Annotated in this window: 10 protein-coding genes and 1 other RNA gene; 5 read left to right on the top strand and 6 right to left on the bottom strand. The window is 33.1% G+C overall.

Annotation, left to right across the window (positions count from 1 at the left end):
• Window position 1: 1 nt before the first annotated feature.
• Together BSF42_RS17375 and ffs are read right to left on the bottom strand one after the other, a co-directional pair.
• Complete coding sequence (locus BSF42_RS17375) at window positions 2–805, bottom strand: SDR family oxidoreductase (RefSeq protein WP_095954363.1); 804 nt, start codon at window positions 803–805, stop codon at window positions 2–4.
• A 174-nt stretch (window positions 806–979) separates the two neighbouring features.
• An RNA gene (gene ffs, locus BSF42_RS17370) (signal recognition particle sRNA small type) lies at window positions 980–1077 on the bottom strand.
• 88 nt (window positions 1078–1165) lie between these two features.
• On the opposite strand from ffs, the gene BSF42_RS17365 reads away from it, so the two are divergent.
• Window positions 1166–2215, top strand: coding sequence for a glutaminyl-peptide cyclotransferase (locus BSF42_RS17365; protein WP_095954362.1), 1050 nt, complete (start codon window positions 1166–1168; stop codon window positions 2213–2215).
• A 118-nt stretch (window positions 2216–2333) separates the two neighbouring features.
• On the top strand, window positions 2334–3569 hold the full coding sequence (gene hutI / locus BSF42_RS17360) for an imidazolonepropionase (protein ID WP_095954361.1): 1236 nt from the start codon (window positions 2334–2336) through the stop codon (window positions 3567–3569).
• 356 nt (window positions 3570–3925) lie between these two features.
• On the opposite strand, the gene BSF42_RS17355 is transcribed toward hutI, so the two are convergent.
• Window positions 3926–4804 carry a hypothetical protein gene (locus BSF42_RS17355; RefSeq protein ID WP_095954360.1) on the bottom strand — a complete coding sequence of 293 codons (879 nt, stop codon included), beginning with the start codon at window positions 4802–4804 and terminating at the stop codon, window positions 3926–3928.
• A 97-nt stretch (window positions 4805–4901) separates the two neighbouring features.
• Here BSF42_RS17355 and BSF42_RS17350 point away from each other — a divergent pair, with 97 nt between their 5' ends.
• The gene (locus BSF42_RS17350; RefSeq protein ID WP_095954359.1) at window positions 4902–5939 is read left to right on the top strand and encodes a formimidoylglutamase; all 1038 of its coding nucleotides are present in this window, start codon (window positions 4902–4904) and stop codon (window positions 5937–5939) included.
• A 135-nt stretch (window positions 5940–6074) separates the two neighbouring features.
• Window positions 6075–7325 carry a DEAD/DEAH box helicase gene (locus BSF42_RS17345; RefSeq protein WP_095954358.1) on the top strand — a complete coding sequence of 417 codons (1251 nt, stop codon included), beginning with the start codon at window positions 6075–6077 and terminating at the stop codon, window positions 7323–7325.
• Here the strand turns inward: BSF42_RS17345 and BSF42_RS17340 are convergent.
• From BSF42_RS17340 to aroC, 3 genes are all read right to left on the bottom strand, one after another.
• A complete protein-coding gene (locus BSF42_RS17340) occupies window positions 7322–9505 on the bottom strand; it encodes a response regulator (RefSeq protein WP_095954357.1) in 2184 nt (727 codons plus the stop codon). The genes BSF42_RS17345 and BSF42_RS17340 overlap by 4 nt on opposite strands.
• Window positions 9506–9639: 134 nt before the next feature.
• Window positions 9640–10902 (bottom strand): dicarboxylate/amino acid:cation symporter, encoded by a 1263-nt coding sequence (locus BSF42_RS17335; protein ID WP_095954356.1) that lies wholly within the window; start codon window positions 10900–10902, stop codon window positions 9640–9642.
• Window positions 10903–10954: 52 nt separating this feature from the next.
• Window positions 10955–12013 (bottom strand): chorismate synthase, encoded by a 1059-nt coding sequence (gene aroC, locus BSF42_RS17330; RefSeq protein WP_095954355.1) that lies wholly within the window; start codon window positions 12011–12013, stop codon window positions 10955–10957.
• Window positions 12014–12201: 188 nt separating this feature from the next.
• Here aroC and BSF42_RS17325 point away from each other — a divergent pair, with 188 nt between their 5' ends.
• Window positions 12202–13023 (top strand): UDP-2,3-diacylglucosamine diphosphatase, encoded by an 822-nt coding sequence (locus BSF42_RS17325; RefSeq protein WP_095954354.1) that lies wholly within the window; start codon window positions 12202–12204, stop codon window positions 13021–13023.
• Window positions 13024–13115: the final 92 nt, after the last annotated feature.

The raw sequence follows: 13115 nt of genomic DNA, 5'->3' as shown, positions 1-13115 counted from the left end.
ATTATAATTTATAGTGATTCATTAACATTTTTTCGTACATTTTATCTGGAAGAGCGCGTTTTAAAACAATAGAAAACTTCTGCATAAAAGCACCAACTTTGTAGTGTACATTTGGCTTTTTGGTTTGAATAATTTTATAAACCGCTTCTGCCATCTCATTCGGGTTACTTCCTGCATCAACATGATCGTTCATTGTTGCCAAAACATCGCCATAAACCTTTTCGTATGCAGAATCTTTAATAACCGGCGCATGATAACGTCCCGCTGCTATATTTGTTGCAAAATCTCCAGGCGCAACATTTGTAATTTCAACACCAAAAGATTTAACCTCCATTCTCAAAGCCTCAGTAATTAACTCCAAAGCTCCTTTTGATGCCGAATAAACACTTCTATAAGGAAGTCCCATATACCCAGCGATCGATGTAATATTTATAATAAGCCCCGAATTTTGTTTACGCATTTGTGGCAGCGCAGCTTTCATAACTTCAATTGGTCCAAAAAAATTGGTTTCGAAATTATTGCGAATTTCTTCCGTCGGAATTTCTTCTAAAGGCCCAGTAATTCCAACTCCTGCATTGTTAATCACAATATCTAATCTGCCAGAAGTTTCAATAATTTTAGAAACAGCAGTTTTAATTGACTCCGAATTTCGAACATCCAAAGCAACTAAAGGAAAAACTGAATTTAAGACTTTTTCAGGATTTCTACTCGTTCCGTATACAACGAAACCTTTTTGATGCAAAAATTCACCAATAGATTTTCCAATCCCTGATGATCCTCCAGTAATTAAAACGACTTTATTCATTTTGTTGAGTTATGAGTTTTGGGGTTATAGTTATAAGTTTTTGGAATCGGCTTTAATCTGAGTGACAATACACAGCATTTAACTTCTAACCAATAACATTTAACTTTAGATAGGTCCAAAAATAAAAAAATCCTCCTGAAAAGGAAGATTACAAATTAAATTTATTCTAAAAAAAAGTGGCAAGCGACCTACATCGCACCGCTCAACCGCGTACCCTTGCTATGTTCCCATCCTGGGGGAGTCTGCAGGAGCTGGTCGTGTAGGACTTGCCGGTGCAAATATACAATCTTTTTATATTTTTGCAAGAGCTTTGCTGCTATAAAAATATCATCGTATATTGGCTTATTCAAATTTTAAACTATGAAAAATTATAACTTCCTAACTGTCATTTTATTAGGAATCACATTAATTGGATGTGGAGATAAAAATAAAAGTGAAAATTCTTTATTTACTATCGATGATTCTGCTTTTCCGGCTCATTTAACGCAAAAAGATGCACTTACAATCGGAATTTTAAACCCTAAATCGAAAGAAATCGACAGCGTTGCCTACTTCGTAAACGACCAAAGAGTTGGAAGTACAAAAGCTGCTGAAGAATTTAGATTTGAATTATTAGATCAAAAATTAGGGTATCAATACTTAAAAGCTACTGTTTATTTTAGTGGAGATTCTTCTGATGCTACCAAAAGAATTGAAGTTGTTTCGGATGTTGAACCAAAAGCTTTAAAATTTAAAATCGTAAATACTTTTCCGCACGATACTACTGCATTTACAGAAGGTTTAGAATTTCACGATGGAAGACTTTTTGAAAGCACGGGACAAAAAGAAGATTCTTATTTTAGAGAAGTTGATTACAAAACGGGAAAAGTAATCAAACAAGTCGATCTTCCTAAAGAATATTTTGGAGAAGGAATTACTTTTTTCAACGGAAAAATATACCAATTGTCATGGCAGGAAAAAACAGGTTTTATTTATGATGCCAATACTTTTAAGCTGGAAAAAACTTTTAAATACGATAAAGATATCGAAGGCTGGGGAATGACACATGACGACAAATATATTTATCATTCTGACGGAACAGAGAAAATCTGGAAAATGGATCCAGCTACTCAAAAGTTAATTGATTACATTAATGTATATTCTGGAGCTGCAAAAATTAAAGCTATTAATGAGTTGGAACTTATCAACGGAAAATTCTATGCAAATGTTTGGCAGAAAGATGCAATTGCTGTTGTAAATCCCGCATCTGGTGCAGTTGAAGGAATTATCAATTTATCTGGTCTTCGTAAATTGGTAAAAAGCAAAAATGCCGAAGTTTTAAACGGAATAGCATATAATCCTGTTACTAAAACTATTTTTGTTACTGGAAAATACTGGGATAAAATATTCGAAATCACGGTTTCAGAATAAATTTGAAATAAAATTTCAATATTTTAAATTTCAAATACCAAACACGAATTTCACAGATTTCACGGATTAGTTCGTGATATTTGTGAAATTTGTGTTTTAAATAATTAAATTCACTCGCATGCTTACTTTAATTACAAATATAAAAGAACTCCTCCAAGTCCGCGAAACTTCAATCGCTAAAGTTTCAGGAGCAGAAATGGCTGAGCTTCCCACAATAAAAAATGCTTTTTTAGTTTTAGAAGATAACCTTATTGCCGATTTCGGCTCAATGGAAAACCTTCCTAAAATCAATTCTGACAAAATTATTGATGCATCAGGAAAAGTAATACTTCCCGCTTGGTGCGACAGTCACACTCATATTGTTTACGCAGGAAATCGTGAACAAGAATTTGTTGACCGCATTAACGGATTAACTTATGAGGAAATTGCCAATCGTGGAGGCGGTATTTTAAATTCGGCTAACAAACTTAATGAAACTTCAGAAGAAGAAATTTACGAGCAATCTAAAATTCGTTTGGAAGAAGTAATGCATTTAGGAACCGGAGCTGTTGAAATAAAATCGGGCTACGGATTAACTATTGAAGGGGAATTAAAAATGCTTCGTGTAATTCAAAAATTAGCTGAGAATTATCCAATTTCTATTAAAGCTACATTTTTAGGTGCACATGCCTTTCCAACACATTACAAAGACAATAGAGATGGATATATTGAAGAAATTATCAATAAAATGATCCCAGAAATAGCTAAAAACAAGCTAGCTGAATATGTAGATGTTTTCTGTGAAAGCGGTTATTTCTCCGTTGAAGAAACCGAAAAAATCATGCAGGCAGGAATTGAATTTGGCCTAAAACCAAAAATTCACGTAAACCAATTCAACTCTATTGGAGGTATTCAGTCTGGCGTTAAATTTAACGCGCTTTCTGTTGATCATCTTGAGATTATGAACCCAGAAGACATTGAAGCTTTAAAAGACACAGAAACAATGCCTGTCGCTTTACCTTCTTGCTCTTACTTTTTAAGCATTCCATACATGCCGGCACGCGAAATGATCAAAGCGGGATTACCAATAGCATTAGCAACAGATTTTAACCCTGGCTCTACTCCATCTGGAAATATGAATTTTGTTGTGGCAACGGCCTGCATTAAAATGAAAATGACTCCAGAAGAAGCTATAAATGCGGCAACAATAAACGGCGCCTACGCAATGGGACTTTCAGAAACCCATGGAAGTATTACAAAAGGAAAAAAAGCCAATTTAATACTAACAAAACCTATTTCATCGTATTATCAAATTCCATACGCTTTTGGAAGCAATTTAATTGAATCTGTTTTTATCGAAGGTAAAATTATATAATAAATACAGTCCACGGTTTTCACAGATCAACGCTAAATGTTTATAACGAAACATTAAAACAGTATAGATCTAATTATTTTTTTTTAACGCAGAGTACACAAAGGTTTTTCGCAGAGTTCAATAAGATCTGAGTTGTTTTACACTATCTAAGTTCGCAAAGCTTTGTGAGTTTTATATTTTCACTCAATTTAAATATTTAAAGAACTTTGCGTTCTCTGTGTTAATTTTTATTCTATTTTTCCAAAGTTTTAATAGATTTTTTTTCCAACCATGGGACATCATTTAAAAACAAAAAAGGCCTGTGAAAAATCACAGACCTTTAATATCTAAGTGGTATTGTATCCCTTCGGCAGAAATTATCTTAAACTGAAACTAGTTTTAGAAACTAATTCGTCATTATCAAAAACATTGATAAAGTAAGTTCCTTTTGCAAAATCTTTTCCTGGAAGATCTTCACTAACCTGTACCGTTTTATTTTCATATTTTACAGTAGTTTTAAAACTGTAAGTTAATGAGTTATCACCAAAACTTTCTGTTTTCTTTTCTCCTAAAACATTGTTTTTAGCATCGATAACTTGTACATAATACGTTTTATCTCCAGATTTAGCAATTTGATTTTCAGCGATAGTAAAACTAACTTTTAAAACATCAGCACGACTTGCTTTATCTGTTTCAATTTGTTTTCCAGAGCTTCTCAATTTGTAAGCTGAAGTTTTTGTATTTAAAACTGATAATTTAGCTCCTTTTTCTACTGTTTTAGCTAACTCTTCGTTTTGACCAACTAATACTTCGTTATATTTCTTAGATTCACCTAGAACTACAATAGTACTGTCTCTTTGAGTAGTCAAAACTCCGTTTTGTTTTTTCAACTCATCATTTTCAGCAACCAAAGTTTTCATTTTACTTTGCATTGCCTGTACTTGAGATCTGTATTTAGAAACATCACCTTTAGACTTGTTTAAATCATCCATTAAAGCTACTACTTTATCTCTTTCTTGGATTAATTCGTCAGACATAGAAGTGTTTTCAGCGATTGCAGCATCATAAGTTGCTTTTAATTCCTGCAAATCTTTCATAACAGATTCTTTCTCTGTAAGAGTCGTTGTAAGTTCTGTTTTAACTACATCTGTATCAGATGATAATTTAAAAATATACACTAAGCTACCAATCAGTAGGACTGCTAAAACTGCGATTATCGCTTTTAGACTTGAATTGTTGTTCTTTGGGTTTTCCATATTTAATAATTTTCTTTAATAACAAATTTAAGAATTAATATAAGGTAATAACGTAAGTTTCTACAATTATATTATTTTTGGAAAATAAATTTTTTTAATGGAGAAATTAATCCCTTTCACTATAAATGATTTAGCAAAAGTCACAAATCATCGAAGTGGTGAAATAAAGTTCGGAGAAAAAATGATTGTTATCCCTCCCGGGGCTGATAAAGTTGTTTTTTTAAAGGACAGTGAAGCTAAATATGTACTTCTTGGAATCCCCGAAGATATTGGTGTACGCGCCAATTATGGGAGACCTGGAGCAGCATCTGCATGGCAGAGTGCGATAAAAAGTATTGCTAATATTCAACACAATCGATTTTGTAAAGGAAGTAACATTATTGTTTTAGGACAAATTAATGTTGCAGACGAAATGCGCCAAGTCGAGAATCTTGATTTTAATGATATTGACGACAGATCGAAGTTAAGTCAGCTGGTGGAGAAAATAGATAAAGAAGTTTCTCACATCATTTTTACTATAATTAAAGCTGGAAAAACACCAATTATTATCGGCGGAGGCCACAATAATGCATACGGAAATATTAAAGGTGCCGCTTTAGCGAAAGGAAAACCGATCAACGCCATTAATTTTGATGCCCATTCTGATTTTAGGATCTTGGAAGGACGTCACAGTGGTAACGGATTTTCATACGCGTATGAAGAAGGTTTCTTAAAAAAATATTTCATTTTTGGATTACACGAAAATTATACTTCAAAAAGTGTTTTAGATATTATTAAAAAACTGGAAGACAGAGTTCGCTATAATACCTACGACAGTGTAAACATTAGAAAAGAAAAAGACTTCAATCGAGAAATGATTGCCGCTTTGGATTTTGTCAAAAATGATGCTTTTGGAATTGAAATTGATTTAGATGCAATTCCAAATATTGCCAGCAGCGCTATGACAATCAGTGGTTTTTCTGTAGAAGAATTGAGACAGTTTGTTTCTTTTTTCGCCGAACACAAAAACGCAGCTTATCTGCATGTCTGCGAAGGAGCTCCAGATTTAGACAATGCCCCTAATAATAATTTAATTGGTAAATTAATAGGATATTTAGTAACCGATTTTATCAAGGCAAACATCGAAAAAGATTAATTAAATGGCAAAATCGAATTCTAAAATGAAACGGTTTTGCCAAATAATCGCCAATTCAAACAAACGATTGACCGAATAAAACTATCTTTGCACGGCATTTTAGTACTTAAAACTAAAATACTTAATACCTAAGATATGTTATTCGAAGATTTATCACTTTCAAAAAGTATACAAAAAGCCGTATTTGAAGAAGGCTATTTAAATCCGACACCAATTCAGGAAAAATCTATTCCGATAGTTTTAGCGGGTCGCGATTTAATTGGCTGTGCGCAGACAGGTACAGGAAAAACGGCTGCTTTTGCTATTCCAATTATACACCAATTACACCGAATTGTTGGTTCATCAAAAAAAGCCAAACAAATTCGCGCCCTTGTAGTTACACCTACCCGCGAATTGGCGGTACAAATAGGCCAGAGTTTTGAAACTTATGCCAAATACACTAATTTAACACAGCTGACTATTTTTGGAGGTGTTTCTCAAAATCCGCAAGTTGACGCTTTAAAAAACGGAATTGACATTTTAGTTGCAACTCCGGGACGTTTGCTTGACCTTCAAAAACAAGGTTTCCTTGATTTAGATCATCTGCATACTTTAGTATTAGACGAAGCTGATCAAATGCTGGATATGGGTTTTATAAACGATGTCAAAAAAATCGTAAAACTGACTCCAAAAAAAAGACAAACATTACTTTTTTCTGCTACGATGCCAATTGCAATTCGTGAATTAGCTGAAATGTTTCTTCAAGATCCAGAAAAAGTAGAAGTTTCTCCTGTTTCATCTACAGCAGAAAATGTAGAACAACGTATTTATTTTGTTGACAAAACAGAAAAAAGAAATCTATTATATCATTTAATTAAAAATGAAGATTTATCAAATGTTCTTGTTTTTTCTCGAACAAAACACGGTGCCGATAATGTTGTAAAAGCACTTCGCAAAAAAGATATTCCTGCTGAAGCAATTCACGGTGATAAATCTCAAAATGCAAGACAAAGAGTTTTGGATGCCTTTAAAAACAAAGAAGTTGGTGTTTTGGTCGCGACAGATATTGCAGCAAGAGGAATTGATATTGATCAGCTGCCATTTGTAATTAATTTTGACCTTCCTAATATTCCTGAAACTTATGTTCATCGTATTGGTCGTACGGGTCGCGCAGGAAACGGCGGTGTTGCAATTTCTTTCTGTGGAAAAGATGAACTTCCGTATTGGAAAGACATTCAGAAATTGATAAAAGTTGATGTAAAAACAATTGCAGATCATCCGTATCAATGGCAGTCAGGAAGTCCTGAAGCTGGAGAAAAGCCTAAAAACTCTTCTAACAGAAGCGGAGATGCTCATAAATCTAGAAAATCAAATACTTCTAAAAAAAATAAAAAACGCTGGTACTAAACAGCGTTTTTTTCTTTTATAAGGTAGTTGATTATTTTAAATAGTTTTACCGGTTCAAAAGGTTTAATGATTATATCATTCATCCCAGACGAAATTGCTTCATCTGTAATTTCATCTTTATCAAAAGCGGTCAAAGCTACAATTGGAGTATCTATTCCTAAAAGGCGAATTCTTTTTGTGGTTTCAAATCCGTTCATTAGCGGCATATTTATATCCATCAGAATCAAATCAAACTCTTGCTCTTCTAAAATTTTAAGCGCGCCAAAACCGTCGTCTACCACTTTACAGATATAATTATTTTTCTCGATAATTTTTTTTGTCACCAGCTGGTTGATCAAATTATCTTCGACCACCAAAATGCTATACACTTCATTTGAAGTTAGATCTACTTCAATTTCATCGATTATACTTTTTGTTTTTGCCAAATCATGTTCAAAACCAATTTCAAACGAAAACGAAGTACCTTTGCCAAGATCACTATCTAAAGTAATTGTACTCCCAAAAAGTCCGAGCAGTCTTTTTACTATACTTAATCCTAAACCTGTTCCTTGGTAATCTTCGTCTTTTCTTCCGACCTGAACAAATTTTTCAAAAATTTTGCTTTGATCTACAATAGCGATTCCGATACCATTATCTTTAATTAAAAAATGAAGAAAATTAAGTTTTCCCTCCACTTTACTGAGATACACTATTATTTCTACCTGCCCATCTTTTGTAAATTTCAATGCATTGCTCACTAAATTCATTAAAATTTGAGCCAGACGTAATTTATCTCCAATCAAATATTCTGGAATTGCAGGATCAATATCGATCGAAATTCTATTATTATTTTTTTGGGAAAGAAAAGAAAGCGAGTTTTTAATAACCGTTATTTCATCAGTAATGTTGAATGTCAAATTTTCGAGTACAATTTTATTTTCTTCGATTTTATTAATCTGAAGAATATCGTTTACCAAAGACAATAAATATCTGGCCGAAAATTTGAGCGAACTCAAATGCTGGCTTCTCGAAATTTCTTTATGCTCTTCCAGCAGCATATTTGTAATTCCAACAACACCGTACAGCGGTGTGCGCAATTCATGACTTATAGTCGATATAAACTGAGTTTTGAGCAAGGAAGCTTCTTCTGCAATTTCTTTCGCTTTAAGGAGCTCTAAATTGTGTTTTTTCTTAAAACGGATATTCTTAACCAACGTGACAATTAAAAATAAAAGAATAAAAGAAATAAGGATAAAGAGAATTACAATAATTCTTGATTTTTTAAGACTTTGAGACTGTTCTACTTTTTCACTTTCTATTTTATCAATCTGCCTTTTGTATTCATCCAGTTCCAGACCAATTCCGGCTATAGAAGCTTTTTTTAGTTTTCTTTCGTTATATAGTTCTTCAGATATTTCGTTATGATTTACCAATGCCTGATACGCCTGCTTATGTTTATTAATTTTATCTAAGAACTTGGAATATTCTAAATAAACATTCGATAAATCTGTTTTTTCATCAGATCTTTTTCCTGCCTCAATAGCACTTAAAAAAAAGGTATTTGCAGCAGTATTTTTATTTTTGTAACTTAAATAAACTGCATTCAGCATATCTACAATAACTTCGGTAGAGCCGTCACTGTATTTGTTTTTAGTACTATTTATATATTTTAGAAAAAGATAGCCCTGATCGTAATTTTTAACATCAAAGTAAGCCCAGGCAATATTCACGTTTGTAAAATAAACTTCCTTTAAATCGTTAATCTTCAAACTATATGCAACAGATTTTTTATAATATCGGATTCCTTCATCAAATTGTTTTTTTTCAAAACAATACATGTTGCCCAAATTATTATAAATATTGCATTTTAAAGAATCATTGCTAGTTTTATTGGCGTAGTATAAACTTTTTTTGTAGAAAAAAATAGCCTTATCATAGTCTGACAATTCATTGTAATTGGCCGCAATGATATTATAGGAACGAGAAATCAGACAGTAGTCTTTTATTAATGTTGCAGCATTTAAAGCTGTTCTCGAAATCTTAAGTGACTGCTCGAAATTTGATTCCCTAAAGTTTAGAAGTGCTTCTTTTACAAGCTTATCTATCTTTGGATCTTCATTGCAGTTAGATTGCGAAATCGCCGAATTGGCGAAGCAATTCAGACCAAAAAATAAGAGTAAAAAAATCCGTATTTGGGGCATTAATCGGCAATTTTGCCAAATATACACTTTAAAATAAAAAAAAGCTGCATTTCATAAAAAAATACAGCTTTTCTATTGTTATCTAGGATATTAAGACTAAAAAATCAAATTCTTAGTATTAATTTTCTTATCTCTTATTCTTTATTTTCCTCCCACTGACCTACTACAGAAGTCGCTAGAGCATTTCCAAGCACGTTGGTTGCACTTCTAAACATATCACAAAAATGATCAATTGGAAGAATTAATGCAATTCCTTCAATTGGAATATCAAACATACCACAAGTTGCCGCAACAACGACCAAACTTGCTCTTGGCACACCTGCAATACCTTTACTGGTTAACATTAAAACTAAAAGCATGGCCATCTGCGTTCCCAAATCAAGATGCACGTTGTAGAACTGCGCGATAAAAATACTTGCAAAAGTCATATACATCATACTTCCGTCAAGGTTGAAAGAATAACCAAGCGGCAGCATGAAAGAAACAATTTTATCTTTTACTCCAAAACCTTCTAATTCTTCAGTCAATTTAGGAAATACAGCTTCACTGCTCGTTGTTCCAAAAGCAATTGCTAATGGTCCTGTAATACGTTTTAATAACTCTGTCATTCTTCCTTTTAAGAAAATATAACCTACAGCTATTAAAAGAACCCACAATGTGCTTATACCAATTAAAAACGATCCGAAAAATTTAAAGTAAGTAATTACCAATTCTTCAGCATCTCTAATAGCAAATACAGCCGCAATAGCTCCAAATACTCCAATTGGAGCAAAGTTCATGACATAGTTTACCATTTTTAAAACAATGTGCGACAATTTATCAAAAGCATTAACAATAGGCTTTACTTTTTCACCTAAAGAAGCTGCCGCTAATCCGAAGAAAATAGAAAAAACTACAATCTGCAGGATTTCATTTGTTGCCATTGCTTCCACAATACTTTTTGGCACAATGTGTTCTACAAAGTTTTCGAAAGATAAATTTTGGGTTTTACCTGTTACCTCAGAAGCCGCTGCCATGTCAACATGTTCCAGTTTTAAACCAACTCCAGGCTGTAAAATATTTACGTAGAATAATCCAATAAGTAAAGAAATAAATGAAGCCGTAAAAAACCATCCAATAGCTTTTCCTCCAATTCTTCCAACAGTTTTAATATCTCCCAATTTTGCAATTCCTACTACCAAAGTGGTAAAAACCAGAGGAGAAATAATCATCTGCACCAAACGAATAAAAACGGTTGCCAGCATTTTTATTTTAGTACTAAATGACTGTGCTGCTTCAGGCGAAATTGTATTGTGTAATATGATTCCTAAAATAGCTCCAAGAATCATTGCAATTATAATCTGCCCTGTTAATCCTGAAAGAAATGATTTTTTTTTAGTTTCTGTAACTTCTTGCATTAAATTATTTTTTAATTATTAAAATATAAGACCCTCACTGTCTTACCTTTTATTAATATGTTTTGTTGAACAAATAGAAATCTGCCAAAACAATTGCGGCCATAGCTTCTACGATTGGCACTGCGCGAGGCACTACACACGGATCATGACGTCCTTTTCCAGTCATTGGTGTAATGTTCCCTTTATTATCTAATGAGTCCTGAGTCTGCATAATAGTTGCAACAGGCTTAAAAGCTACTCTAAAATAAATATCCATTCCGTTGCTGATCCCGCCTTGAATTCCGCCAGAAAGATTTGTTTTTGTAGATCCGTCAGGATTATACAAATCATTGTGCTGGCTTCCTTTCATTTCAGAACCTGAGAAACCACTTCCGTATTCAAAACCTTTTACTGCATTAATAGAAAGCATTGCTTTTCCTAATTCTGCATGAAGTTTATCAAAAACAGGTTCTCCTAAACCAACTGGAACATTCTGAATTACACAAGTTACAACACCACCAACAGTATCTCCCTGCTTGCGGATATCGCGAATATATTCCTCCATAATCGCAGCCGATTTTTCGTCTGGACAACGAACCGGATTGCTTTCTATTTTCGAAAAATCTAATTCTTGATAAGGCGTTTCTAAATGAATTGGGCCAACAGATGAAACATAAGCATTAAATTTAATCTCTGGAAGCATTTGTTTTGCAATTGCTCCAGCTACTACTCTGCTTGCAGTTTCTCTTGCAGAACTTCTTCCGCCGCCACGATAATCACGAAGACCATACTTCTGATCGTAAACATAATCAGCATGGCTTGGTCTGTAATTGTCTTTTATATGTGAATAATCATCTGATTTTTGATTGGTATTTGGAATAATAAAACCAATTGGTGTTCCTGTAGTCTTTCCTTCAAAGATCCCAGACAAAAACTGAACTGCATCTGGTTCTTTTCTTTGGGTAACAATTGCCGACTGTCCCGGTTTTCTTCGGGCCATATCCAATTCAATCGCTTCAAAATCAAGTTCTATTCCTGGAGGGCATCCGTCAATAATACCGCCTAATGCTTCACCATGAGATTCTCCAAATGTTGTAACTTTATATAGGGTGCCGTAGCTGTTTCCTGCCATTGTAATTTGTTTTGAGCAAATGTAAGTTTTATGAATTAAATTAAAAAATTTAAAACTGGTATTATTAACTAAACATTAAACCGTATAAAAATCACAATTTGGTAAAATTATCCGCTTTTTCATAACCTTTTGATAAAACAAAAAGACTCAGAATTTCTTTCATTTGTAAAACTTCAAATCAAGAAAAATTGAAAAAAAGAAATGTCGAATTGGTCGTTCTTTCTGATGTACATTTGGGAACTTATGGAAGTCATGCAAAAGAATTAAACAACTATCTTTCAAGCATTAAACCTAAAATTTTAGTCTTAAACGGCGACATAATTGATGCTTGGCAGTTTCGAAAATCGTACTTCCCAAAAGCACATTTAAGAGTGATTCAACGTGTCATTGGAATGGCTTCTAAAGGAACAAAAGTGTATTACATTACTGGAAATCACGACGAAATACTTCGAAAATTTACCGACATGAATATGGGAAATTTTGCTTTAGTCGATAAATTAGTTTTAGAATTAGACGATAAAAAAGCATGGATTTTTCACGGAGATGTTTTTGACGCTTCTGTACAGCACTCGAAATGGATTGCAAAATTAGGCGGATTAGGATATGATTATTTAATTCTAATCAATCGATTTGTAAACTGGTGCTTGTCAAAATTGGGGCGCGAACCTTATTCGTTTTCCAAAAAAATAAAAGCAAGCGTTAAAAAAGCCGTTAAATTTATTTCTGATTTTGAAACTACTGCAACCGATTTAGCAATCGAAAAAAATTACGATTACGTAATCTGCGGTCATATACACGAGCCAAAAATCATGACCAAAGAAAACAAACACGGATCGACTTTATATCTTAATTCCGGCGATTGGGTAGAAAACTTGACAGCATTGGAATACCATAAAAAACGTTGGAAATTATTCTCTTATAAAGCGACAAATTTTGCAGAGGAAGAGAATTTATTTGAAATGGAAGACATCTTAACATCACAATTAATATCTTCCATAATCCTAAAATAACTTATACTACAAATACTTTTTTTAACAATTTTATGAATCTAAAATTTATAAAATGTGAATTATATAACAATTTTTAAAAATTTTATACGTTC

The organism is Flavobacterium sp. ACN6, from assembly GCF_002304005.1.
Lineage (GTDB): Bacteria > Bacteroidota > Bacteroidia > Flavobacteriales > Flavobacteriaceae > Flavobacterium.
The sequence above is the reverse complement of the archived record's forward strand: the minus strand, read 5'-3'. Positions and strand labels throughout refer to the sequence as shown.